The sequence below is a fragment of the Paraburkholderia monticola genome (assembly GCF_001580545.1).
Classification (GTDB): Bacteria; Pseudomonadota; Gammaproteobacteria; order Burkholderiales; family Burkholderiaceae; genus Paraburkholderia; species Paraburkholderia monticola.
Map to the genome: position 1 here is coordinate 220,112 of NZ_LRBG01000001.1, position 25,637 is coordinate 245,748.

Sequence of the window (25,637 nt, forward strand, 5' to 3'; positions counted from 1 at the left end):
GCGACTCGGACCCCATCACTCATCGCAGCGCCTGCGCAGCGCACCCGACTCGCTCCACACCCTCGGGTTCCGGCTGCACGCACAGGAGACGTCGGTATGGGCAAGCATTCCACGGCGGACGCTTCGCAGCAGACCGCGCTCGACAGCGACGAGCTTCAGCTGATCGATGCATGGTGGCGCGCCTGCAATTATCTTTCGGTCGGCATGATCTATCTGCTGGACAACCCGCTGCTGCGGGAGCCGCTGAAAGTCGAACACGTCAAGTATCGCCTGCTCGGACACTGGGGCGCGAGCCCGGCACTCTCGTTCGTCTGGGGGCATCTGAACCGCGTAATCAAACGCGACGACCTCGACGTCGTCTTCATGGCAGGTCCCGGACACGGCGCACCGGGCGTGCTGGGCCCGACCTATCTCGAAGGCACCTATTCGGAGATCTATCCCGACAAGAGTCAGGACGCCGAGGGCATGCAGAAGTTCTTCAAGCAGTTCTCGTTTCCCGGCCATATCGGCTCGCATGTGACGCCGGAGACCCCCGGGTCCATCCATGAAGGCGGCGAGCTGGGTTATAGCCTGTCGCATGCGTATGGCGCCGTGCTCGACAACCCCGACCTGATCGTGGCTTGCGTAGTGGGCGATGGCGAGGCGGAGACCGGACCGCTCGCCACGGCGTGGCATTCGAACAAGTTCATCAATCCGGCCCGCGACGGCACCGTGCTGCCGATCCTGAATCTGAACGGCTACAAGATCGCCAACCCGACCGTCCTGTCGCGCATCAGCAGCCGGGAACTGGAAGCGCTGTTCGTCGGCTATGGCTACACCCCGTATTTCGTCGAAGGATCGGATCACGCGGAAATGCATCAGAAGATGGCGCACACGCTCGATACCGTGCTCGGCCAGATTCGCGAGATCCATCAGCAGGCACGCGCGAAGGGCAATCTCGAACGGCCGCTCTGGCCGATGATCGTGCTGCGCTCGCCCAAGGGCTGGACCGGTCCGAAGGAGATCAACGGGCACAAGGTCGAAGGCTCGTGGCGCTCGCACCAGGTGCCGTTCGCGGATGTGCGCAACAACTCCGCAAACCTCGAAGTGCTCGAGCAGTGGATGCGCGGCTACCGGCCTGAGGAGCTTTTCGATGCCAACGGCACGCTGATCCCCGCACTCAAGGCGCTCTCGCCCGCAGGCCCGCGCCGCATGAGCGCCAATCCGCATGCGAACGGCGGCGTGTTGCGCCGCGAACTGAAGCTGCCCGACATCCGCGCGTACGCGGTGGATGTGCACCACCCGGGCAAGGTGCTGCAGGAGAACACGCGGCCGCTCGGCGAATTTCTGCGCGACACGATGCGCGCGAACATGAACACGTTCCGCGTGTTCGGTCCCGACGAAACCGCGTCGAACCGTTTGCAATCGATCTACGAGGTCAGCAAGAAGGTGTGGATGGCCGACATGCTGCCCGAGGACGAGGACGGCGGCGAACTCGCGCGCGACGGGCGGGTGATGGAGATGCTCTCGGAGCATACGCTGATGGGCTGGCTCGAAGGCTATCTGCTGACGGGCCGCCACGGCTTCTTCCATACCTACGAAGCGTTTGCGCACGTGGTGGACTCGATGTTCAACCAGCACGCGAAGTGGCTCGACATCAGCCGGAATCATGTGCCTTGGCGCGCGTGGGTATCGGCGGAGAACATTCTGCTGTCCTCGACCGTATGGCGGCAGGATCACAATGGCTTCTCGCATCAGGATCCCGGCTTTATCGACCTCGTCACCAACAAGAGTCCATCGGTCACCCGCGTCTACCTTCCGCCCGATGCCAACACGCTGCTGGTGGTCGCCGACCACTGCCTGCGCACCACCGACTGCATCAACGTGATCGTGGCAGACAAGCAGAAACACCTGCAGTTCACCACCATCGACGAAGCCGTCGCGCACTGCGCCAAAGGCATCGGCGTGTGGCGGCGCGCGAGCAACGACGAGGATGCCGAACCGGACGTGGTGATGGCCTCGTGCGGCGACGTCGCCACCCAGGAGGCGCTGGCGGCCACGGCGATCCTGCGCGAACGCCTGCCCGAGCTCAAGCTGCGCTTCGTCAACGTGGTCGACCTGTTCAGGATGCAGCCGGCGAGCGAGCACCCGCACGGCTCGACCGAACGCGAATTCGACAGCCTGTTCACCACCAGCAAACCGGTGATCTTCAATTTCCACGGCTACCCGTGGCTGATTCACAAGCTCGCCTATCGCTTCCGCAATCACGAGAACCTGCACGTGCGGGGCTACAAGGAGAAAGGCAACATCAACACGCCGCTCGAACTGGCGATCCTCAATCAGGTGGACCGCTTCAATCTGGTGATCGACGTGCTCGACCGCGTGCCGCGCCTGCAAGGCAGATCGGCGCACCTGCGCGAAGACATGAGGAACGCGATCGTCAGCAACCTGAACTATGCGCACACGCACGGCACGGATCGCGCCGAGGTCGCCGACTGGGTCTGGCCGTTCTGAACCTCACGCGCAGCCTGCACCGGGACCCGCACCATGGCCGACGCACCCACCACGACCTCGCCCGATGGCGCGGATGCGCCACGCACCGGCCTGAGCGCCGCGGCGCTGCAGCGCGGCGTGCTCGACAACCTGCTTTGCCTGCGGGCGCGCTATCCCGAGATCGCCCGCCCGCATGACTGGTACATGGCGCTCGCGTACAGCGTGCGCGACCGTCTGCTGGCGCGCTGGGCGGCCTCCGTGCGGACCTACGCGGCAACCGATGTGCGGGTGGCCTGCTATCTTTCCGCCGAGTTCCTGATCGGCCCGCAGCTCGGCAACAATCTCGTCAACCTCGGCATCGAGACGAGCGCGCGCGAGGCGATGCGCGGGCTCGGCGTCGACCTCGACATGCTGCTCGCGCTGGAGGAAGAACCGGGGCTCGGCAATGGCGGGCTCGGCCGGCTCGCGGCCTGTTATCTGGACTCGCTCGCGACGCTGGAAATACCGGCGATCGGCTATGGCATCCGCTACGAATTCGGCATCTTCGATCAGCTGATTCGCGACGGCTGGCAGGTCGAAACCACCGATAAGTGGCTGCAGGAAGGCAATCCATGGGAGATCGTGCGTCCCGAGGTCGCGTTCTACGTGGGGTTCGGCGGCCACACTCACAATGAAACGGACGCCCAGGGGCGCCTGTGCGTGCGCTGGACACCCACGCGGCAAGTCAAAGGCGTGGCTTGCGACATCCCGATGGCCGGCTATCACGTCAACACATGCAACACCTTGCGGCTCTGGAAGAGCGAGGCGATCGAGTCGTTCGATCTGCAAGACTTCAACGCGGGCGACTATTACGAGGCCGTCAACGAAAAGGTCATCTCCGAGACGCTGTCGAAGGTGCTCTATCCGAACGACGAGCCCGAGGCCGGCAAGCGCCTGCGTCTCGCGCAGCAATATTTCTTCGTGTCGTGCTCGCTGCAGGATATGCTGCGCCTGCTCGACATCAAAGGCGAGCCGGTCGGGTCCTTTGCGAAGGTGTTCAACGTGCAGTTGAACGACACGCACCCGTCGATCGCGGTCGCCGAACTGATGCGCTTGCTGGTGGACGAACGGCAGGTGTCATGGGACGAAGCCTGGGCGATCACGCGGCGCGCGCTCGCTTACACCAATCACACGCTGCTGCCCGAGGCGCTCGAGACCTGGGGACTGCCGCTGATGCGCGGCCTGCTGCCGCGCATCATCGAAATCATCTACGAGATCAACCGCCGCTTCCTCGACGAGGTCCGGCAACGCTTTCCAGGCGATGAAGCGCGCGTCGCGCGCATGTCGCTGATCGACGAGCACGGTGACAAGCTCGTGCGCATGGCGCACCTGGCGACGGTCGGCAGCCACGCCATCAACGGCGTGGCCGAACTGCATTCCGCGCTGCTCAAGCAGACCGTGCTGCGCGACTTCGCCGAGCTGTGGCCCGAGCGCTTTTACAACGTCACGAACGGCGTCACGCCGCGCCGCTTCCTGCTGCTGTGCAATCCGGCGCTCGCGCGGCTGCTCGACGACACCATCGGCGCAGGCTGGGAGACCGATCTCGCGCAACTGCGCAAGCTCGAAGCGTATGCCGACGACGCCGCGTTCCAGGCGCGCTGGCGTGACGTGAAGCAGTCGAACAAGGCCGTGCTCGCCGAGCGCATCCGCGGCGCGACCGGTATCGAGGTCGACGCTGCCGCGCTGTTCGACGTGCAGGTCAAGCGCATCCATGAATACAAGCGGCAGCATCTGAACGCCCTCCTGATCGTCACGCTGTACCGGCGCCTGCTGCGCAACCCGCAACTCGCGCTGACGCCGCGCTGCTTCGTATTCGGCGGCAAGGCCGCGCCAGGCTACGCGATGGCCAAGCTCATCATCCGCCTGATCAACGGCATCGCCGAAGTCGTGAATCACAATCCGCTGGTGAACGGCCGGCTGAAGGTCGTGTTCTATCCGGACTTCAATGTGAAGAATGCGCACTTCATCTACCCCGCCGCCGACCTGTCCGAGCAGATTTCGACGGCCGGCAAGGAGGCGTCGGGCACCGGCAACATGAAATTCATGATGAACGGTGCGCTGACGATCGGCACGCTGGACGGGGCCAATATCGAAATCCGCGAGGAGGTCGGCGACGACAACTTCTTCCTGTTCGGCCTGTCCGCCGACGAGGTGGAACGTGTCAAGCGTGCCGGTTATCGCCCCGCGGACTACGTGAAGGAGAACGCGGAACTGGGCGATGTGCTGGAGCTGATCGCCGACGGCCGTTTCTCGCGCGGCGACAGGGAGATGTTCCGTCCGCTCATCGACAATCTGACGCAGGCGGACCCGTTTCTCGTGCTCGCCGATTACGCCGCCTACGTCGCGCGTCAGGACGACGTCAGCGCCGCCTGGCAGGACACGCGGCGCTGGACCCGCATGTCGATCCTGAACACCGCGCGCGCGGGCAAGTTCTCCTCCGACCGAGCCATCGCCGAATACTGCGAGAAGATCTGGAAGATCGAGCCGGTGAGGATCGCCCTCGATCGCTGAAAAATAAAACGGGCTCTTGTCCTGTAATGCCGATGCTGTGGCGGATGCGCCCGACTCACATTCGATTTACTGAAGGAAGCGTCCCCCCGCAACGAATTGCGAAGATGATCATGAGAATCAGCGTATCCAGGCCGGCCGTCGTTGTCGCGATGGTGGCGGCCGTGGTCCATGGCGGCGCATTCGCCCGGTCCGAAGTCTGCCATTCCACCTCCGAAAAACAGATTGCCGCACTGTTCGACCGCTGGAACGACTCGCTGAAAACCGGCGACCCGCAGAAGGTCGTGGCGAACTATGCGCCGCAGTCGATCCTGCTGCCGACCGTCTCGAACAAGCCGCGTTTGACCGCCGACGAAAAGCTCGACTATTTCAAACACTTCCTCGAAAGCAAACCCGTCGGCACGATCGACTTTCGCGACATCATGATCGAATGCAACACGGCGATCGACGCGGGTATCTACACCTTCAAGCTCGGAGACGGCTCGGTCGTCAAGGCGCGCTATACGTTCACCTATGCGTGGAATGGGCACAAGTGGCTGATTACCAGCCATCATTCATCGAAAATGCCAGAGGGCAATTAGCGTCCGTAACGGGATCTATCCTCAATCCCGAATGACCTGGATACGCCCCGCCTTCACCGCCCCTTTCAACACCGTCCAGTCCGCCTCGTTCTGTTCCGCGTAAGCAAGCGCGAATTGCACGATGGCTTCGTCGAATGCATTCGACTTGCCGAGATAACCACTGAGCAATGCGGGGTCGCCTGCTTTCGCCATCGAATGGGCCAGCGCGTGAGCGCAGGACACCGCGTATTCGCCGAGATCTTCGACGTCGAACGTGGTGAAGTCGAACGCGCCTTTCATGTCGCGCAATTGCCGCACATAGAAGTCATTGCCCGTGTGACGCATCTTCGACCAGCCGAGAAAAATGTCGCTCGCCGACTGCAGCAGGCGCTGCCCGTTCACCACGCGCTGACCGTGATTCGGATAACGGCTCGGCGGCAGGTACTGCTCCAGCACGGAAGTCCGCGCCTCCTTCAGTTGCAGGAACAGCGGGCACGCTCCATCGGCCATGAAGAGCGCCTCGTAGCAACGCGTTCCCACCGACCCGATGCCCACGACGCGAATCGCGACATCCACCAGTTCATAGCGGTCGAACAGGGCGCGCCTGTCATCGGGCAGCGTCAACCGGTAGTCGGCGAAAAAGCGCCGCACCATCGACTGGTACTGTTTCTGATCGTGCGGGCTCTCGAGCGGAACGTGGTACACGAGCGGCGGTACGTCCTTGATGCGCAGCTTGCCGTTGACGAACTCGGTCGCATGCGTCATCACGGTGCGCGACGACTGCTGCCTCGCCTTCTCGATCACAGCCAGTTCTTTCCTTCTTTCCTCCAGCGAATCGGCGATCTCCAGCATGCTTGACGCCTTGAACTGGCCGTACCAGACGTCGAGCGTATCCATGCTGCTGAACTCGGCGAGCCGTTGCCGGAAGGTCGCGCAGAGCCGGCGCACCACGGCGCGCTGCTCACGGATCGCAAAGCCGCATTCGCGCGCGGCGATCACGAACGATGCGGCGAGCCTGCGCACATCCCAGTCGAAGGGGCCCGGCAGGGTCTCGTCGAAATCGTTGGGTCCGAACAGAATGCGCCGCTCCGGGCTCGCGAACAGTCCGAAATTGGCGAGATGCGCGTCGCCGCCCAGTTGCACGGTCACGTCGGAATGCGGCAGTTTCGCGAGATCATGCGCCATCAGCGGCGCGGCGCCGCGATAGAACGCGAACGGACTCGCGACCATGCGTCCGTAGCGGATCGGTATCAGTTCCGTCACGCGGCCGACGTTGGACGCGTCGAGCAGCGCGATGGGATCGCGATCGTCGATCTTGCAGACCGCCAGTTGCGCGCGCGGCATCTTTTTGCGCGCCGTCTTGCCTTTGTCGACGCGCGCGGCCAACGAGCCACGCCCGGCAAACAGCGTCGACGGATCTTGCTGTGCCGCCAGCGTCGTGGGGTCAGCGTGATCGGTTGCGGGCTGGGTTGCGGGCTGGGTTGCGGTCTGGTTGGGCTTTGCAGCAGTGGAATCGGACACGTGTCACTCCTGTTTTGATTCGAGGCCAGGGGGCGTTGCGTCACTTCGCCGGGCTGCCTGGCGGTTTGGTGTCCGGGGGCGGCGCGGACGCGGACGTAGACGGCGGGAGATCGCGCAGCGCGTCGATCGCCTCATCGACTGTCGCAAAGATCTCGCGATGCGTGCCACTGATCCGCAGGGCCTTGTAGCGGTCGAGTTCGTGCCGCACGCCCGTCGGAACCGCGACCACGGCGATACCCAGACCGCGCCGATCGAGTTCCGCACCCAGCTGGATCAACGTCTTGCCCGCCGTGTAGTCGATATTGTTGATCTCGGTCGCGTCGATCACGATCCAGCGCAATGGAACGCTCGCCTCGTTCGCGAGTTTCAGCACTTCCGCCGTGAAGCGCCCCGTGTTCGCATAGAACAGGTCCGCCTCGAACCGGTAGACGACGATGCCGGGTGCCGCGAGCAGATTCGGCTCGACGTGATGGGGAATCAGATGGCCGGTGGGGCCCCGTGTCAACACGCGCGTGCGCAGCAGGTAGCTATGCCGCGCATGCGCGATCAGCGACAGCACGACGGCGGCAAGAATACCGTGCATCACATCGACGAACACGACGACGCCCGCGGCGAGCAACGCAACGACGAATTCGTCCTTCTGCATGCGATAGAGCTCGACCATCCCCTTCACGTCGATCAGCTTCACACCGATCATGAAAACGATGGCCGACAGCACGGGCGCCGGCATCAGGCTCAGCGGTTTGGTGAGGAACAGCAGCACCAGCAGCACGATCACCGCGGTCGTCAGATGGGCGACCTGGGTGCGCCCTCCCGCATCGTCGACGATCTCGGTCTTGGTCGGACTGCCGTTCACGACGAAGGTACCGGTCAACGCCGCCGCCGCGTTCGCTGCCGCGAGTCCGATGATGTCGGCATTGTCGTCGCCCTTCTCGTTGTAGCGGTTGGCGTACGCGCGAGCGGTCGCCGCGCTCTGCGCGATGATGACGATGAAGCACGAGGCCGCCGTCGCCAGCACCTGGTTGATCTCGTTCGCGTGCAGCGGCGGCACGAACAGCGACGGAAGACCGCCGGGCACGTCGCCCGTGACCGCGATGCCATGTCCGGCGAAATTGAACATTCCGCTGGCCACGATGGAGCCGATCACGGCGATCAGCGCACCCGGCGCGCGCGGCGCGAGGCGCTTGCAGCCGAGGATCACGGCGAGCACGACGAGCGAAAGAAGCGTGGTCGGATAGTTCGCCCCGGCGACCCGTTGCACCACGCTGACTAGTTGCATCAGGGGGCCATGCCCCTCTTTCGCGAGCCCGATCAAGCCGGCGAGTTCACCCGCCGCCACCTGTATCCCCACGCCCGTCAGGAAACCGATCAGTGCACTGCGGGAAAGAAAGTCGGCCAGAAAACCCAATCGGAAGATACGCGCGATCACCAGCATCACGGCAACGGTCAGGGCCACCGTGCTCGTGAGGCCGATGTATTCCTTGCTGCCCAATGCGGCCACGGCCGTCAGCGTACCGGCGAGGATGGCGGCGGTCGCGGAGTCGGCCGCGACCACCAGTTGACGCGAGGCGCCCACCAGCGCAAACGCCACCAGTGGCAACAGGATCGTATAGAGACCCGTGACGGTGGGCGTGCCGGAGATCTTCGTGTATCCCATCACCTCGGGAATGCCGAGGGCCGCCAGCGTGAGTCCGGCGATGATGTCGTGCGGCAGTTGAGCGGCATTGACGGGCAAAAGCCCCTGCAGAAAGGGCATGTGATGCGGCTGGGACCGCGTGGACGCCGCTGGTTTCATCTGTCTACCTCCATGCGCGTCGTGAGCTTGCCGACGAGCGCGTGCGCGACGATCTCATCAGCGATCACCACGTTGGAGGCTCCCGCGCTCTCGAACAGCGTCTTTCTCAACGGGCTTTCGCCGGGCACCGCAATCGGCAGCGACGCATTCAGCGTATGCGCCAGCAACGTGATCGCCAGATTGTTATTGCTGTCGGGGGTCGTGACAACGAGGGCTTTGGCCTGCTCCAGCCGCGCACGCTTGAGCACGTCGTCGAATTCGCCCGCCGGGCCGAGCACGACCAGATGGTCGCGATCGGCCGCGCGGTTGGCCTGAGCCTGATCGCCCACCAGCACGAGCACGGTCTGTCCCGCGTCGCGCAGGCGCTCGGCGACCAGTTCACCGAGCGCGTGGAATCCCACCACCACGACATGATTGGCGAGTTGGTCGAGCTTGCGTTCCATGAGTCTGTTCTCCCGATAAGCCATCACGTCGTCGCCGGATAGCATGCCCGTGAGCCTCGACAGCGCGAATCCGCCGATCACCATCGTCGCGACCATGGCCAGCAGCATGAAGACCTTTTGAGGCGGATTGAACTGGCCGAAGGCGCCGAGTGTCGTGACGAGGTTGAGCCCATTCCACAGGGCGGCAAGCATTTTGTCGGGAAAGGAGGTATCGGACTGATCGAGGATGACCAGCCCGGTGACGGCACTGCCCAGCAGCAGGACGAGGAGGCCGATCGTGTGGCGCGCGCGGCGGCGCCATTCGCGAATCCGGATGGCCCCGAGACGAGGCTCATCCACACGGAAGATCCACATCGTTACCTCGGATAGTCGGTCTGATCGAGACAACAGCGAACCCAAGCCCAGACAGACACGCTCCCCCTTTTCCAGACGGTAGTCAAGAGTCAGGAGCCCCCACCCGCCGCCGACCGCTGCGCCGCCTCCTGCACACCTCGCACAGCCGCGGCGACGAACAACCCCGTGAATACGAATCCGATCAGCCCAAGGCATACGGCGTCGATCCGGCCAAACGTCGAAGTCGGCACGACATCGCCGTACCCGATCGTCAGCGCCGTGATCGCGCAGAAGTACACGGTTTCAGCCATCGACGAAGGCGTCCGGTTCGCTGTCTCGACGGGCGCGCCCCAGTAGTACATGCCGAACGTCAGCAGGACGAACAATAGAACCAGGCCCATCAGGACTGCCCTCAGATACCAGAGCGTCAGCGCCATCTCCTTGAGGATCTCACCGGCCTTGAGACGGCCTGCACCATCGCCTCTCGCATTTCCCATTGCGCGCTCCTCTTGCGATCACCGGATCGGCGTTGCGGCCATCAGTCAGGGTCCGGATGCGTGATACCGCGGCGCCTCATTCGACACGGCGGCGTTGCTCGAACAGCAGCAGCATCAAACACGCGTAGACCGTGACAGCCAGAAAGAGCCCCATCCGCACTGCGAACGCGGTGTAGACATCCTTGCCCGCCACGCTGTCCTGCACCGACTGCCCCAGCAGAATGATCATCGTCACGAGACTGTTCAGCCAGAAGCCCGGCGAACAACGCGTCCGGTGAAGACCGTAGAGCTTGCGTCCCACGAACAGGCCGAACAGCAGCATCCATAGAAAGAACATCCACAGATCCACGAACAGCTTCAGCGCAAACCAGAACGCGATGGCGAGCAGGCCGCCGAACAGCGTCGAGCCGATCAGATCGCGTGCGGCGCCGCGGGCCGAGGTCGTGCAGCTTTGTCTGCCGAGGCTCACGGACTTCATGATGATCGGCATGTAGCTGGCCGGATCGGTCATCGCGAGCAGATAGGCCGGCATGACGACCAGCGCGGCGCGCAGTGCGATATAGGCGGCCTGGTCGTCCGCCATGGCGGCCTTGACGGGCTGCTCGCGCGCGCCCGCACGTTCCGGAAACAGCGTGTGAGCCAGACTCGACACCAGCACGGCAAGCAGAAGTCCCTTCGCCAGCGCGCCGACGACCGTCAAGGCCAGCTCGAAGTCGGCCGTGCCCGCTGCGGAAATCATCGTCAGCCCCGCGACCAGAAACGTCGCGACGAGATTGTTACCGCCGCGCAGTCCATAACGAAACGCGAAGAACAGCATGAGGCCGATCAGCATCACGCCGGCCAACGCGTAATGACGCAGCAGCGGCACGAGCAGCAGGCCGCTGCCGGTGGTCGACGCCACCACCAGCGAAAGAATCAGCCCGGCCTTCAACGACAGCGGACGGCTCTGCGTAGCCAGCAGAAAAACCGCAAATACCGGCGCGACGACCGGGATCGGGAAATCGAGTCCAAAGCTGACGACCAGAGCGAGCGCGGTTCCCGTCGCAACACGTATGGCGCGATAGCCGAGGCGCTGGGTCACGGGCTGCATAGGATGCTCAATAGACGTAGGAAAGCCAGCTCATCAGCCGGAAGAACACGCGTCCGAGCGGATTGAGCGGATTACCCTCGGTCGGAAACGCCATCACTTCGGCCTGCCCTCCCACGCGCAGATTGCGCAGACGCGCGCGCTCGCTCGCGTCGAATTCGACGATCACCGGAAAGCGTTGCGCGGGACGCAGCCAGTCGCGGCTGTTCTGCACGGTGGGCAGGCTGCCGGCCGGCGTGCTCTGGCCTACGCTCACGCCATAGCCGATACTGCGAACCCGCCCGTCGAACACGTCGCCGGGCAGCCCGTCCAGGGCGATCGAGACACGGGTGCCCGGTTCGAGATGGCCCAGGTTGTTCTCGGTCATGTCGGCGCTGATCCACACGTCGCGGATCGCGATCAGCGTCATCACCGGGTTGCCCGCCGCCGCGAACTGGCCGACTTCGGTGCGCAGATCGGTCACCACGCCGCTGGAACGAGCTCTGATGCTCACGTTGGCGAGATCGAGCTCGGCCTTTTCCAGCGCGCCCGCGGCGCTGCGCAACTGCGCATTCTCGGCTTCGCTCCCTCCCTGCTGCTCGCGGGCGCGCTCGACTTCGGCACGCGCGCCTTCCACCTGGCTCTGCGCCTGTTCGTGCGTCGCCCGCGCGATCTCGAGGCGCCGCAGCGACACGGTGCCCTCGTCCTCGCGATAGAGCCGCTCGAGCCGGTCGCTATCCTGCCGCGCCTTGACCTCGTTCGCGATCGCGGCGCGCAATCCGGCCCGCGCCGATTCGATCCCGGCCGTGCTCGCCCCAACCTGGCGGCGCGTCGACTCGAGATCGGCGCGCGCCCTATCGGCGGCAATGCGGTAGGGCTCGCGATCGACTTCGAATAGCACGTCCCCCGCATTGACATCCTGGTTGTTATGGACGAACACCCGGGTCACACGTCCCGACACCTCGGCGGCGACGGGCACGACATAGGCCTGAATCCGCGCCTGTTGCGTGTACGGCGTGAAGCGGTCGGCGAGCAGATACCAGATCAGGCTCAGCACGATCAGACACACGACCCATTTGACCGCTTTCGTCGACGGATCGGCAGCAGGTGCCGGCGGCTTCGGCGAGGCGGCAGTCTGAGGCTCGGGGGTATCGCTCATCGTGACGGCCCTTCAGTTTGACCGGGCGCAACGGCGGCGGGCGTCGTATCGTCGAGCAGGTCGCCCCAGTCGGTGCGCTTCCGCATCTGCGCGCGCGTCGCCGCGTCGACGAGCGGCTGGGCCGTGTCCCAGCCTCCCCCAAGGGCCTTGTAAAGCGCGATCACGCTGCCGACGGCATTGCTGCGATTGACCACGTACGCGTCCTCCTGCGCGAACAGTGCGCGCTGTGCGTCGAGCACCCGCTGGAAGTCCGAATAGCCTTCCCGATAGATCGTGTTGGCGAGCGTGAGCGAGCGACGCGCCGCGCTTTGCGCGTCGTTCAGAACGGTGTCGCGCTGCAATGCGGCGATCAGCGACGTGGCGGCATCATCGGCCTCGCGCGCCGCCTCGCGCACCGTGTTCTGATAGGCGACCGTCAACTCTTGCAGCCGCGCGTCCTGGACGCGCACGTTGTTCCTGATCCTGCCGTAATCGAACACGTTCCACGTCACGCTCGGGCCCGCGGCGAACAGCAGCGTGCTCGGCGAGCCTGAGAGCGAACTGGCGGTCCACGTCAGCGAGCCGAGCAACGATACGGATGGGTACAGGTCCGCTTTGGCCACGCCGATCAAGGCCGACTGCGAAGCCATCTGATACTCGGCCGCGCGAACGTCGGGGCGCCGCAACAGCAGATCGGCCGGCACATCCTGCAGTACGGCATGATCCACCAACGGCACGACGCCCTCCTTGCCGGCCTGCACGTCGAGCTCAGGCAGCGGACCCGGCGGCCGTCCGATCAGCACCGACAGCGCGTGACCCGCAAGGACGATCTGGCTTTCGAGATCGGGGATACTGCTCAGGGTTCCCAGGTACTGCGTCTTCGCCTGCTGGAAGTCGAGTTCATCGCTCTCGCCCGCCTTGAAAAGCTTGTGCGCGATGTCGTAGCTGCGCTTTTGCAACTGGGCATTCTCACGCGCGATGCGCAGTCTCGCCTGCGCAACCCGCAGCGTGAAATACGTATCCGCGACCTGGGCGTGCAGCAGAACCAGCGCGTCGTCGCGATTGGCTTGCGCGGCAAAGAACGCGGCGTCGGCCGATTCGATCGCCCGACTGAAACGCCCCCAGAAATCCAGCTCCCAGCCGATACTGAAGCCGACGCCGTACTGCACGAAAGCACCCGAGCGCGGATTGAATCCATCCGAGCGCTTGCGCGCGGACGCGAGCGCATCGGCGTTCACCTGCTGCACCTGCGGATAGCGTCCCGCCAGCGCAATGCCGAGCTGGGCGCGTGCCTCGAGCACGCGCAGCCCGGCGATCTTCAGGTCGCCGTTGTTCGCGTCGGCTTCGGCGATCAGACGTTCGAGATTCTGGTCGCCGAAGATCAGCCACCATTGGCGCACATCGGGCTGGGTGTCCTGCTGCGTGACCTGGGTAATCGACGCGCTGCTCCAGTGCTCGCTCCACGCTTCATGCTGCGGCTGAAAGTCCGGTCCCACCCGCATGCATCCGCTCAGGCCGAGCGCCCCGAGCAGCACCGCGATCCGGTACGGACGCATGAACGGTGACACGGAACCATCCTCGACCTTCAGGCCGGCTTCTGTTCCTGGGGCTGTGGCTGGGTCTGCTCGACTTGCGGCTGGTCCCTGACCCAACGCCAGAACAGCTGATAGCCGACCGCGAGCATCACAGGCCCGACGAACAGTCCGATGACGCCCCCCGTCACCATGCCGCCGAGCGCGCCGATCAGCACGACGGGCATCGGCACCGCGACGCCGCGGCCCAGCATCAAAGGTTTGAGCACGTTATCGGCGAGGCCCGCGACGAAAATGTAGACCGAGAAGATGATCGTCGCGGCGCTCACGCCTTCCGTGAGGATCACGAACACGATCACCGGAATCGTGATCAGCGTGGCCGGCAGTTGCATGATGCCGAGCAGCAGCACGGCGAGCGCGAGCAGTCCCGCGCCGGGTATCCCCATCACGATGAAGCCGATGCCGATCAGCAGCATCTGGATGAACGCAATGCCGACCACCCCCTGTGCGACTGCGCGAATGGTCGCCGTGCACAAATCGGCGATCTGCACGCCGTTCTCGGGGCCCGAGATGCGCGAGGCGATTTGCACCGCGCTGCGATAGCCCAACTCACCGTGGGCCATCAGGATGCCAGCGATGATCAACGCGACGAAAAATATCACCAGCCCGGCTCCGAGGCCCGTCAACGTTGCAAGCACGGCGAGGCCGGCCTCCTTCAGCTGCGGAGCGAACTTTTGCGCAAGGCCGGTCAGGTCCGTCGAGGCCTGTAGCCAGAAGTCGTACACACGCTGGCCGATCACCGGCCAACCCGATACCGACTCCGCGGGCGGCGGAATCCGGAAGCCACCGCTTTTGAAAATGGCCATCGATTTCTCGATCGAATCGGCCACCGCAATGCCCAACGCATAGGTTGGCACCAGGATCACGGCAAACGCGATAAGGACGATCAGCGTGGCGATCCAACCATCCTTGCCGCCGAACATCGGGCGAAGACGGACCTGGAGCGGATAGAGCGTGATCGCGAGAATCACCGACCATGCCATCAGGTTAAGAAACGGCGCGAAGATCCGGAAACAGAACACGGCCAGGATCGCAATGAGTCCGGCGCGGATCAGTACATCGAGCATTTCTCTGGACGAAGTCCGCTCGGGAGTCGGTGTAAGCAGCATAAGATTGTTCTCCCGCCAAATCTCGCCGCGATTCGGCGGCGACACCGTGTTAGGCCTGCAGTCGCGAAAACTCAAACCCACTGGAACGTTTTTGACGGCAATACCAGAACCTGCCCGCAATTCCGGCATCTTCAAGAAAAGAGTCGCGATGGTTTTGTGGTCGACAAAACCCAACTCTTCACTACTATTGAACCCGATCCAGAAATATTCAATTGGACTTTGGTCTCATAGCCCCGGGGCGCCCGAAGTTCAACTCAGCGACGACGACAACGGAGACCACAGTGAGACGGATGCCCCTCGTCGCTGCCCTTCTGGCCTTGATGCTGGCCGTGCCGGTTCTCGCGGCCGAGGTCGGCTTCGAGGAGGTCGAGATACCGGATGGCGACGCGCCGCCGCTCACGGCCGGCATCTGGTATCCGACCAGCGAGAGCGCGGCGCCGCACTCGCTGGGCAACGTCACCCAGACTGTCGCGCCCAATGCTCCGATCGCGGGTGATCGCCTGCCGCTGGTGGTGTTGTCGCACGGCGGCGGAGGCTGGTACGGCAGCCATTACGACACGGCGCTCGCGCTGGCTCATGCGGGCTTCGTCGCAGCGGCGGTCAGTCACGCCGGCGACACGTTCGATGACCAGAGCCACGTGCTGGAGCTCTGGCGCCGTCCCGCGCAGCTTCATCGACTGGTCGACTACCTGCTCGAGAACTGGCGTGGACACGAGCGGCTCGATGCGGCCCGCGTCGGCGCCTTCGGCTTTTCCAACGGCGGCTTCACCGTGCTGGTGGCCGCGGGCGGTATTCCGGATCTTTCGAAGGTCGCCCCGTTTTGCGAAGTCCATCCGGATCATGATCTGTGCGAGACCCTGCGGCATGCGGGCGTCGCCCCCGATTTCGGCGCGAAGGTTGCCGCTGGCGCCTGGGTCCACGATGCGCGCATCAAGGCGGTCGTCATTGCCGCGCCATCGTTCGGATTTACGTTCGGCCGCCCGGGACTCAGCGGCGTGCGCGCCCCGGTCCAACTCTGGAGCGCCGCCGATGATCTTCATCAGCCGCACTCCTGGTACGACGAGCCGGTACGGGACGACTTGCCTCGCACTCCCGACTATCACGCGGTGGCCGGCGCAGGCCACTACGACTTCCTGCCACCGTGCGATGCGCGTCTTGCGCGCAGGCGCCCGGAGATCTGCGGCAGCCGGCCGGGCTTCGACCGCGCGGCGTTCCACCAACGATTCAACGCCGAGGTGGTGCAGTTTTTCCTGGCGATGCCGCGATAGGAAGGACTGGCGACGCAAGTGTCCCTCTCGCGCCGCTTCGTGTACGGCACCCGCGAGCGCGCCCGCCAGCAGCTGCGCGCCGACGCGAACGTCAGTAGCGGTGCCAACCGAACCCGCCGCGCGTGACCTTGAACACCGCGACGGGATCGCGCTCAGTGGCCGCCGGACGGGAACGAGAACGTCGCGCGCGCGCTGCCATTGCCGCGGACATTCACGGTCTGCCTTCTGGTCACGCCGCTGTAGGTGGCATTGACCGTATAGCGCCCTTGAGGCAACCGGACGAGCATGTACGGACCATGCGAAGTCGTATCGAGCACGGTCGTGCCACCTTTGGCGATCTTCACCTGGACGTCGGCGACATAGCTCGCACCGGGACCCGTGAACTGCAGCGACAGCGGCCACTGCCTGCGTGCCTGCCGCAGCGCAGTCGACTCGTCGCGGCCGACTCCGCCACTCACGTACGATACGTCGCCCTGCTGCTGCGTCGCTGGCATGCCCGTCCTGTGGATCTCGCTGGCGGCCTCTGGAGCGGCGGTTTGCGCCACTGCGCCGGCTGCCTGAATGAGTGCGAACGCGGCGGCGAGCATGGTCGATGCGATCCGGGGAGTGTTGCGTTGCATTTTCATCGTGGCTGCTCCTTATTGAGTTGTCGGCTGCGGGTATTCGACTTCACGGCACAGGCGTGCGAGTCTCGACCCCAGGACGCGGCGGTGGCGGCTCTGGCGGGCTCGCCGCTGCAACAAGCATAGGAAAGAATCATTGCGGGGTGAAGACGCGCATACAAGCGTCATCCGCGTCACGTCTTGTCCCACGGTGGCCCGCCCGAGAACGCGTTGACCAGAAAATCGATGACCGCACGAACTTTCGCGCTCACGTGGCGCCGGCTCGGATACAGTGCGAGCACATCGATATCCGGCAAGCGGTAGTCGGGCAAGACCTGAACGAGCCTGCCCGCGCGGAGATCCGCGCCGATCAGAAAGGTGGGTTGCCAGATCACGCCGTGCCCCGCCAGCGCCGCCGTGCGTGCCGTGTCGCCGTTGTTGGTATGCATGTGACAGTTGACCTGAATCGCATGAGTTTTGCCGCGGTTGTCGATCAGTTGCCATTCGTCCGCCGTGGCCGCATACGTATAGCCGATGCATCGATGTCCGGGCAGGTCCGCTGGCTTCTGCGGATGTCCCCAACGCTTCAGATAGCCGGGAGCCGCACACAGGATATTTCTCGATGTCGCCAGTTTGCGGGCCGCATGATCGAGCGTGCCGGCGCGCGAGATACGAATGGCGAGATCAAAGCCCTCCTCGACGATATCGACGACGCGGTCAATCAGCGTGATGTCGAGTTCGACGTCGGGATATTGCTCCATGAACCGTGGCCACAGCGGCGCGAGATGGCGGATGCCGAAGCTGACCGGTGCATTGATGCGCAGCCGTCCGCGCGGTTCGATCGAGGCCGCGGACACGAGCCCTTCCGTTTCGGCGACGTCTTCGAGGATGGCCTTGCAGCGCGAATAGAGCGTCTCACCGCCCTCGGTCAGCGACAACCTGCGTGAAGTGCGATTGAGCAGTCGCGCACCGAGATGCGCCTCCAGTTCATTCACATAGCGGGTCACGTTCGCGGGCGAGGTTTCGAGCGCATCGGCCGCGCGCGCAAAGCTGCCCCGATTGACCACAGTGACGAAGACCTCGAACGCGCGCAGCCGGTCCATATCGCCCTCCGATCATTCACAAAATGTGAATGCCATGACGATATTTTTGATCTTTCTTTCTCAATAACGCAATCCTATAGTGCATTTCAACGAGCTGACGCATTGGGCATCGGCTCACGATAAAACCGGAGATTGAACATGCAACGCCTGACAGGAAAGGTCGCTATCGTCACGGGCGCCAGCGGGGGCATTGGCCGCGCTGCCGCAAAGTTGTTCGCCGCGGAAGGTGCGAAGGTCGTCGTGGCGGCACGCCGCGAGGCCGAACTCGACGCGCTCGTGGCCGAGATCACTCGCGATGGCGGTACCGCTGTCTCGCTGGCAGGCGATGTGCAATCCGAAGAATTTGCGAAGGCGCTGGTCGCACTGGCCGTCAGCCGCTTCGACCGTCTCGACATCGCCTACAACAATGCGGGGACGCTCGGCGAAATGGGACCGTCCACCGGGGTCTCGGAAGCAGGCTGGTCCGCCACCCTCGCCACCAACCTGACGAGCGCGTTTCTCGGCGCCAAGCATCAGATTCCTGAAATGATCAAGCATGGCGGCGGCTCGATCATCTTCACGTCGACGTTCGTCGGCTACTCGTTCGCGTTTCCGGGGACGGCCGCCTATGCCGCGAGCAAGTCCGGGCTGATCGGACTCACGCAAGCGCTCGCGGCCGAATACGGCCCGCAAGGTGTGCGCGTCAACGCGATCCTGCCGGGCGCGGTGGACACGGAGATGTATCGCGGGATGAACGATACGGCCGAATCGCAGGCGTTCGTGACGGGCCTGCATGCGCTCAAGCGCGTTGCAAAGCCGGAAGAGCTCGCACGCTCGGCGCTCTATCTCGCTTCCGATGATTCGTCGTTCGTGACGGGTACGGCTTCGCTGGTCGACGGTGGGGCTTCGATTACCCGCACCTGAGCGTTTCGAAGACGGCATCTGCAGGAATGCAGATGCCCGACGACGATCAGCATGCGCGATGTCAAATGCGATGGCGCCGCATCGAGTGACAGGCAGTTACAAGATATGCGTTGACTGCGACATACGAAGGCGGTTACTCTTGCGTCCGAAGTTCAAGAAGTCCGATTGCTGTTCATCAATGTCTCGCTCCCCCAGCGGTATTCGTTGTCCTCTCCCTCCTTGACGCTTCATGCGCTTGCTACCTGAGCAAATTCTTTAATTTATTTTTTCGTCAAGGATTCTTCATGGATACCGGTACAGTTAAGTGGTTCAACGACAGCAAGGGTTTTGGCTTCATCACCCCGGACAAGGGCGGCGACGACCTGTTCGCGCATTTTTCGGAAATTCGCAGCGACGGCTTCAAGACGCTCGCGGAAAACCAGAAAGTGAGCTTCGAAACGAAGCAAGGCCCGAAGGGTCTGCAAGCGGCTAACATCAAGCCGCTGTAAGTTGGAAGAGCCCGCTATCCGACAACGGTTGGCGGGCTGCAGTGACATCCTCGCGGAGCTTCGTCGCTCCCAGTTGGCGCAAACATTTTCGGCAGCAGCGGTTCAAGCAGCTTGCCGTGCGCCCAACGTCTCATTGCACGTCACTCTCCCCTCCCGGCTTCCGTGCCGAATTGCTCGATTCGCGACTAGTCAGTCTCGATCCGGTTCGCAATGGCTTTGAGCAACTCGTCTGCATCGCCCGATCAGCGAGCGCCAAACCAGCGGCCACGCATTAATACATCACTAAAATACACAATGCAGAATAAATATATTCATCATTACAACGGCTATGCCGTCCAACCGTCGGCGCATCGTTTGCCCGATGGCAGCTTCTCCTCCGACCTGTTGCTCGAACGCGCAGATTGCGCCCGCAACGAAGGTCGTTACCAGTTCTATTCGCTCGACTATTTTCGGAACGAAGACGAGGCATTGCAGCACTCAGCCCGCTGGGCCCGTGCCTGGGTCGACGACCGAGGCTGAGCGTCGCTCTACGCGCGCTCGAAGACGCGCGCAACCAAACCGTCGCAAGCGTCGGCTTCCGTGGTGACGATCGCCTCTATCGTTCGAGCCAACGCCGTCGTCGGAATTAACACACGAGACGATCGGCGGCCGGTCGCTGCGACGAACTTCGGTGCGTCTCGATCCATTGCGCGGCCCAATTGGCGGCGAAGCGAATGGCATCTTCGCGCGCGTCGAAGCCGGCCAGATCTCCGCTGAGATGGACGTCGTACTCACGCCCGTCGTCGCCGCTACTACTGATTCTCGCGTGGGCGATATATTCACCGTCGGCCCGACGTGGCGTGGGATCGACATGAAAAACTGCCGGGTTAGCGCCCATCTGTTTCTCCTCACCGCCTACCGCGGACTTGAGCCTGCCCATTGGACAACGGGCACGAAACCGGATTCGACCCACGCTCGACCTGTTGCCGAGCCGGCCGTCTGGCGCGGTTTCGGGCGATCGCAATACGCAGTTGTTCGCATCTCAGCTTGCACTGCCGCAATTGCGCTTCCAGAAACGTCAGCGTGTCGTGATGCGGAAAGATCGTCGTGCCGGTTCCCTCGCGTTCATCGATAGATAGCCGACAGGTATTCAGTTCTCTTTCTCGAAGTCCAACCTCAGTCTCCACGCTGCGATGCTGCATGATCAGGTCGTCGAGTCGGGACATGGCATCTCACGAGATCAGTAGTTCGAAGAATGCGCTTCAGGGGACGAGCGCTGCACGCAACGCGCTCACGTGGGCGTTGCCAGACATGTACCAGATTAAGGTCACCGCGGATCGAGCCGAACCGGGCCCGTTTAGCTACTCACCATCCCAGATCATGTTGCCCGGCGTGTATTTGTCGATGAGTAGTTCGCCGTACGCGGTTGAGGCGCGCCTTGCGTCACCCGCACACAGAAATGGCCTCTCGACATGGAGCCGAAAGACGCGACTTCTTGCCTCGAACTTGCCTCCGTCCGGCTCCTTGATCCGAACGGCCGCGTCGAAGCCTCCATCGTAGTCGTGAGCGAAACCGGGCCGGGTGGCAACGTGCGGGAAGATCAGTGGACAAACTTCCAGTCCCTTGTACAGGTGAATACCGTTTGCCATAGATACCTCTGCTTCGCCGCGCGCGGGCGGCACGTTTTCGGGAGTCTAGTGGCAACCGGTCGTTGTCCAGCGACCCTATTCGCGCAGAAACCCAAGGTCGCCCTCACCACGACGCATACGCCAACCATCGGGAGGGTTTCAGGGCGAACACGGGTGTCGGGCGACAGACCCATAGTACGCGCAGTACCGATCCGCGTCGCGATAATTTTCCTGGCGTCGGAATGGCAGTTATTGCCGTCTTCGTTCAGGTAACTTCTGCTGACGCGAGAGCGGGCGGCGGCCCTTCCCGGGCCTTCAAGAGCCAGCTCTTTTAGCCGAATTCGTCGTGTTGCGGCAGCTGGTCGGTGATGGAATACCACGGCGCCTTCGAACCCACAAAAATATGCGCAGTGGGACGCATGGTGGGCGGATCCGTGAGCGTTCCGAGCGTGACGTGAACGTATTCCCCTTGGCGAACCACGGAAAACATCAGGCTTCCGCATTGCTTGCAGCGCACATCGTGCGCCGCTCGTTCGTCTCCGAAAATCAATAGGCTGTCTTCGCCCTCGGTGATGCGCAGCTTGTCGCGCTCGATCCCCGCGAATGGTTTGAACGCCGAACCGGTAGAACGCCGACAGCTTGAACAGTGGCAGTTCAACGCATACACGAATTCGTCTTTGACGGTGTAGTGGACAGCACCACAAAGGCATCGGCCGGCAAGCAAGGGTTTCATGGCTGCTCTTGATCAGAAGGCACTTCGCAAATTGACTAGAAAGTGAAGCACCCTTGATTATTCGCGAGTCGAGCGCCGATGTCGAACCCGCGAAGCCGGCCGAGCCAGGCCGGCGATCCGCGCCGTTAGCGCCTGAACATAACCTGCGCCGTGCCGACCTCGATCGGCGAGGACGTGTGCTGGTGGACGACCTTCCACCCGTCGGCCTGCCGCCTAAGCGTCATGGTCAGGCGATTGTCCATCGAGCGCAATTCCAGGCCGTCGGCGTCGACGGCTTTGTAGTTCGCAAAGGCGTGAACGACGGTGAGGTCCCCGGCGGCGATGGTTTGCGCATCGCTGAAATCCACGACCACACGTTCCTGACCCAGCGAGCCGAACCAGCCCTCCGCCACGGCCCGCAACGACGCGATGCCGTTGTGCGACCATGCGCCCCACATATCGAAGACCACCGTTTCCCGGTCGTAGAGCGCGACGAACGCGTCCACGTTCTTTGCCCATACCGCAGCTTTATAGTCCTCGAGGACTTGCAGGATCGGATTACTGAGTTTGTCCACAGTGTGTTCTCCTGAGTCGGATTGCGATGGCGGCCAGAACCGGAGAAGAACGGCGAATCCGAGGTTCGTGACCGATTGTCCTACCCGACAACGACGATCGACGATCCGCCGGATCGACGCCCAACCTGAAAAAAGCTTCGAGTCGATGCGCGAACTACTGCGCCGTCTGCTGACGTTGATACTCGTTGTGCTTCATCTGCATGTAGTCGGCGCGACTGACCTCGTGCAATTGCCGTGGATACAGCTCGGTCGCATCGAACCAGTCGGCGAGACGCTTGTCGAGCCGAGCGCTAGCCGGACTGGACAACGCGCCCAGATAAGCTTCGATGGCCAGGTAGTAGCGCATCGTATTGCGTTCCACCAGACCGCGTACGCCGCCGATGTATTGCGTCTCGCCCGTCGACGAATCGGGCGTCGACGAAAAGCCGACTTTATCGCTGCCGATCGTCGCCAGATAGGTTTTCATGGCGAGCCGTCCCGCCGTGCCGTAGCCGTACGCGTAGGTCAGATGGATAAAGGTGCGGTTCTCGCTCAACGGTATCGCCTCCAGCACGATACGGTAGTCTTTCGTGCTCAGCGGCCCCTTGGCGGCGCTGAGCTCGACGCGAAAATAATCCGGGGTGCTTGCCGCCACGCGAAAGTTGAATTCCACGCGATACGACGACGACAGAGATTCCTCGGTTTTCTTGCCGATGTTCACGGTGAGGACCGTACCGCTGGCGCCGGTCGAGGCATGACAGTATTTGGTGTTCAGATGCAGGATCAGCACGTCGCACCAGTTGGCCGGGCTCGCGGCCGGGTCGCTGAGCGCGCCGCTGACCACGGCGAACGGATGGTTGAGCACGCCGTAAATATCGCCCTTGAGCGCCGAGGGCAACTCCTGCGATTCGAGGTACAGCGGTCGTTGAAACTGGTTGTGCGCGAGTTGCTGCGTGAGACTCTGATATTTATCGCGCAGGCGAGTCGCGCTGTCGTCCGTTTGCGCGAAGGCGCTCTGCCACAGGAAACAGAACACCGTCGTCATCACCACCATCAACCACGGTCGCGCCCGCCGGTTGCCGGCCAGCTTTCTGGCAAGCCTGCTCATGGTCCGCCTCCTACTTTGGCTCGGGTTGCGGCGCACCGGATGGGCATCCGATCGTCGCGCCCTCGCTGGTTGGAAATACCGGTCGCAGAACTCACACGCTCATCGCTGGCCCGGCTCCCATTCCGGGCTGTAACCGCCGAGCGCCGGGTGATACATCTCGTCGCCCGAGTGCTGGGTGAACTCGACGTTGAGCCGGTGCTCGTGCAAGCCCAGAATCTCGATGCAGTGCGCGCAGAGGGCTTTGGCCAACTCCATGCGCAACTCCGGCGGCCGCCCTCTTCTGATATCGAGCATCATCAACGCCACCGGCACGGGTTCCCCGTCCTCCTGCGCAATGCGCCAGACGCTGCCCGGGCCGAGTTCGCGTATCGCCACGGTGATTCGCCTGATATCGACCGACATCATGCGGGCATAGGTCTCACTCATCTTCGCCGCGAGCTGTTTCTTGCTCTCCACCGCGTAGTGCTCGTTTACATCGAGCTGTAGATAAGGCATGGCGTCGATCTCCGAGGAAAGTGTTTCGCATTCGCCAACTGTATGCCGTGCCATCGAATCGATCAAACCATGCGTACCTCAGATGCGCTTCGATCTTTCCATAGTAAACAGCTATCGAAAAATGGTTTCCCGGTGGCGCGGCGTCGACCGCAGGCTGTGCGCCGGTGCGATCACCCAAGCTTGCGAGAGGCCATGCCACAGGCGGCGCCAGCGACGCCGTGATGCTGGAATCCGCATGTTCGATGCGGTTTTCGTCCAAGACCCGTCCATTTCGGCTTCCTATACTCGTCCGACGATGCCCCCGGCGCCACGGCGCTCCCCTTTCTGGAAGGAAGCTATGTCGACGATTCCCGCACGGATAGAACGCCTGCCGTACTCGAGCTTTCATCGCAAACTGCTGTGGCTGGGCGGACTGGGCTACGTCTTCGATGCGATGGATGCCGCCGTGCTGGCCTTCATGCTGCCCGTGCTGCGCACCCAGTGGCATCTGAGCAGCGTGCAGACCGGCGTGCTCGCCAGCGGCACCTTCATTGGCTACTTCTTCGGCGCGGCGTTCGCCGGCATCCTCGGCGATGTGATCGGCCGGCGCAAGGTCATGGTGTCGGCGCTGATCGTCTACTGCATTGCATCGCTGATCAGCGCCACCGCGCAGGATTGGCCTTTCTTCATGGCGATGCGCATCATCGCGGGGGTCGGCACCGGTGCCGAAAGCGCGATCGTCGCGCCATTTCTCTCGGAGTTCTGCGCGCGCAAGTATCGCGGCGCTTTCACGGGTTGCCTCGCGGCATTCTTCTCGTTCGGCTTCGTCGCCGCCGCGATACTCGGTTATCTGGTCATCCCGCTGGCGCCCGACGCCTGGCGTGCCGTCTCGGTCATCACCGCGCTGCCGATCGTCATGCTGCTGTGGTGGCGCCGCGCGTTGCCCGAGTCGCCGCGCTGGCTCGACAGCCGCGGCAGAACTGCCGAAGCGGCGGTGATCGTCGAGCGAATGGAAGCGGTGGTGCGCGCCGCCGGCTTGCCGCTCCTGCCGGAGCAAGCGTTCGACACGAGCCCCCCGGCCCCTGTCGAACGCCGCACGCCACTGGGCCAACTGAAGGCACTCTGGTCGCGCCAGCTGGCAGGCATCACCGTGATGGCCTGGCTGATGTGGCTGTCGATCACGTTCAGCTATTACGCGTTCTTCACCTGGATTCCCGGTCTGCTGGTGCAAAGCGGCATGACGATCACGCGCAGTTTTTCGTATTCGCTGGTCATGTACCTCGCGCAGATTCCCGGCTACTTCTCGGGCGCGTGGCTCAATGAAAAGATCGGCCGGCGCGCGACCATCGTCACGTACATGGCGCTGGGGGGAATCTCCGCCTTGGGGCTCGCCCTGACCCACAGCGACACCGAAATTCTGATGTCGGGCTTTTTGCTGTCGTTCTTCATGAACGGCACTTATGCCGGCGTCTATGCCTACACGCCCGAAGTGTTCCCCACCGAGGTGCGCGCGACCGGCATGGGCGTCTCTTCGGCAATCGGACGCCTCGGTGCGATCGCCGCGCCGATTCTGGTCGGCTATCTCTATCCGCGTTTGGGCTTCGCCGGGGTTTTCGGCGGCACGACGCTGATGCTGATCGTCGGCGCGCTCGCCGTTCTGATCATGGGCGTGCCCACCCGCGGCAGGTCGCTGGAAGAAATTGCCGCGCTGCGGCTGGAACGCTGAACCCGCTGACAGCCGGCGC

General features: G+C 63.2%; 24 protein-coding genes. 8 read left to right on the plus strand and 16 right to left on the minus strand.

Annotation, left to right across the window (positions count from 1 at the left end; translation table 11 throughout):
- Positions 1-96 precede the first annotated feature (96 nt).
- The 3 genes from CI15_RS01035 (at position 97) to CI15_RS01045 (ending at position 5,600) form a co-directional block, all read left to right on the plus strand.
- Entirely contained in the window at positions 97-2,493 is a 2,397-nt protein-coding gene (locus CI15_RS01035; protein ID WP_062123375.1) for a phosphoketolase family protein, read from the plus strand.
- Between the two features lie 33 nt (positions 2,494-2,526).
- Entirely contained in the window at positions 2,527-5,022 is a 2,496-nt protein-coding gene (locus CI15_RS01040) for a glycogen/starch/alpha-glucan phosphorylase (protein ID WP_062123377.1), read from the plus strand.
- A 104-nt stretch (positions 5,023-5,126) separates the two neighbouring features.
- A complete protein-coding gene (locus CI15_RS01045; protein ID WP_420915843.1) occupies positions 5,127-5,600 on the plus strand; it encodes an SgcJ/EcaC family oxidoreductase in 474 nt (157 codons plus the stop codon).
- A 21-nt stretch (positions 5,601-5,621) separates the two neighbouring features.
- On the opposite strand, the gene CI15_RS01050 is transcribed toward CI15_RS01045, so the two are convergent.
- From CI15_RS01050 to CI15_RS01085, 8 genes are all read right to left on the minus strand, one after another.
- Positions 5,622-7,100, minus strand: coding sequence for a DUF2252 domain-containing protein (locus CI15_RS01050; RefSeq protein WP_062123380.1), 1,479 nt, complete (start codon positions 7,098-7,100; stop codon positions 5,622-5,624).
- A 40-nt stretch (positions 7,101-7,140) separates the two neighbouring features.
- Entirely contained in the window at positions 7,141-8,856 is a 1,716-nt protein-coding gene (locus CI15_RS01055; RefSeq protein ID WP_241495778.1) for a SulP family inorganic anion transporter, read from the minus strand.
- A 35-nt stretch (positions 8,857-8,891) separates the two neighbouring features.
- On the minus strand, positions 8,892-9,692 hold the full coding sequence (locus tag CI15_RS01060) for a potassium channel family protein (RefSeq protein WP_082814160.1): 801 nt from the start codon (positions 9,690-9,692) through the stop codon (positions 8,892-8,894).
- Between the two features lie 89 nt (positions 9,693-9,781).
- Entirely contained in the window at positions 9,782-10,168 is a 387-nt protein-coding gene (locus CI15_RS01065) for a potassium channel family protein (protein ID WP_062123386.1), read from the minus strand.
- A gap of 76 nt (positions 10,169-10,244) precedes the next feature.
- Complete coding sequence (locus tag CI15_RS01070) at positions 10,245-11,258, minus strand: DUF2955 domain-containing protein (protein ID WP_062123391.1); 1,014 nt, start codon at positions 11,256-11,258, stop codon at positions 10,245-10,247.
- Positions 11,259-11,265: 7 nt separating this feature from the next.
- Positions 11,266-12,393 carry an HlyD family secretion protein gene (locus CI15_RS01075; RefSeq protein ID WP_062123394.1) on the minus strand — a complete coding sequence of 376 codons (1,128 nt, stop codon included), beginning with the start codon at positions 12,391-12,393 and terminating at the stop codon, positions 11,266-11,268.
- Positions 12,390-13,940: a TolC family protein gene (locus tag CI15_RS01080; protein ID WP_062123397.1), complete on the minus strand. Its 1,551-nt coding sequence runs from the start codon at positions 13,938-13,940 to the stop codon at positions 12,390-12,392. Before CI15_RS01080 ends, CI15_RS01075 begins: the two co-directional genes overlap by 4 nt.
- A gap of 17 nt (positions 13,941-13,957) precedes the next feature.
- Complete coding sequence (locus CI15_RS01085; RefSeq protein ID WP_062123872.1) at positions 13,958-15,073, minus strand: AI-2E family transporter; 1,116 nt, start codon at positions 15,071-15,073, stop codon at positions 13,958-13,960.
- A 290-nt stretch (positions 15,074-15,363) separates the two neighbouring features.
- Between CI15_RS01085 and CI15_RS01090 the strand changes: the two genes are divergently transcribed.
- Complete coding sequence (locus CI15_RS01090) at positions 15,364-16,341, plus strand: alpha/beta hydrolase family protein (protein ID WP_062123400.1); 978 nt, start codon at positions 15,364-15,366, stop codon at positions 16,339-16,341.
- 152 nt (positions 16,342-16,493) lie between these two features.
- Here CI15_RS01090 and CI15_RS01095 read toward each other — a convergent pair whose 3' ends face one another.
- Positions 16,494-16,967, minus strand: a complete 474-nt coding sequence (locus CI15_RS01095) for a hypothetical protein (RefSeq protein WP_062123403.1) — start codon at positions 16,965-16,967, stop codon at positions 16,494-16,496.
- 170 nt (positions 16,968-17,137) lie between these two features.
- Entirely contained in the window at positions 17,138-18,046 is a 909-nt protein-coding gene (locus tag CI15_RS01100) for a LysR family transcriptional regulator (RefSeq protein ID WP_062123405.1), read from the minus strand.
- Between the two features lie 138 nt (positions 18,047-18,184).
- Between CI15_RS01100 and CI15_RS01105 the strand changes: the two genes are divergently transcribed.
- The 3 genes from CI15_RS01105 to CI15_RS01115 all read left to right on the plus strand — a co-directional run bounded on the left by CI15_RS01105 (position 18,185) and on the right by CI15_RS01115 (position 19,956).
- Positions 18,185-18,949, plus strand: a complete 765-nt coding sequence (locus tag CI15_RS01105) for an SDR family oxidoreductase (protein ID WP_062123408.1) — start codon at positions 18,185-18,187, stop codon at positions 18,947-18,949.
- 284 nt (positions 18,950-19,233) lie between these two features.
- A complete protein-coding gene (locus CI15_RS01110; protein ID WP_028225987.1) occupies positions 19,234-19,437 on the plus strand; it encodes a cold-shock protein in 204 nt (67 codons plus the stop codon).
- Between the two features lie 294 nt (positions 19,438-19,731).
- Positions 19,732-19,956 carry a hypothetical protein gene (locus tag CI15_RS01115; protein ID WP_062123411.1) on the plus strand — a complete coding sequence of 75 codons (225 nt, stop codon included), beginning with the start codon at positions 19,732-19,734 and terminating at the stop codon, positions 19,954-19,956.
- A gap of 106 nt (positions 19,957-20,062) precedes the next feature.
- Here the strand turns inward: CI15_RS01115 and CI15_RS01120 are convergent, their stop codons facing one another.
- The 6 genes from CI15_RS01120 to CI15_RS01145 form a co-directional block, all read right to left on the minus strand.
- On the minus strand, positions 20,063-20,314 hold the full coding sequence (locus tag CI15_RS01120; protein ID WP_062123413.1) for a hypothetical protein: 252 nt from the start codon (positions 20,312-20,314) through the stop codon (positions 20,063-20,065).
- A gap of 463 nt (positions 20,315-20,777) precedes the next feature.
- Positions 20,778-21,065: a hypothetical protein gene (locus tag CI15_RS01125; protein WP_062123424.1), complete on the minus strand. Its 288-nt coding sequence runs from the start codon at positions 21,063-21,065 to the stop codon at positions 20,778-20,780.
- A 310-nt stretch (positions 21,066-21,375) separates the two neighbouring features.
- Entirely contained in the window at positions 21,376-21,777 is a 402-nt protein-coding gene (locus tag CI15_RS01130; RefSeq protein WP_062123427.1) for a GFA family protein, read from the minus strand.
- Between the two features lie 125 nt (positions 21,778-21,902).
- The gene (locus tag CI15_RS01135) at positions 21,903-22,331 is read right to left on the minus strand and encodes a YybH family protein (RefSeq protein ID WP_062123430.1); all 429 of its coding nucleotides are present in this window, start codon (positions 22,329-22,331) and stop codon (positions 21,903-21,905) included.
- 154 nt (positions 22,332-22,485) lie between these two features.
- Entirely contained in the window at positions 22,486-23,418 is a 933-nt protein-coding gene (locus tag CI15_RS01140; RefSeq protein WP_062123433.1) for a hypothetical protein, read from the minus strand.
- Between the two features lie 99 nt (positions 23,419-23,517).
- The gene (locus CI15_RS01145; protein WP_062123874.1) at positions 23,518-23,913 is read right to left on the minus strand and encodes a tautomerase family protein; all 396 of its coding nucleotides are present in this window, start codon (positions 23,911-23,913) and stop codon (positions 23,518-23,520) included.
- 337 nt (positions 23,914-24,250) lie between these two features.
- Here CI15_RS01145 and CI15_RS01150 point away from each other — a divergent pair, with 337 nt between their 5' ends.
- Positions 24,251-25,618, plus strand: coding sequence for an MFS transporter (locus CI15_RS01150; RefSeq protein ID WP_062123436.1), 1,368 nt, complete (start codon positions 24,251-24,253; stop codon positions 25,616-25,618).
- The last annotated feature ends 19 nt before the right edge of the window (positions 25,619-25,637 follow it).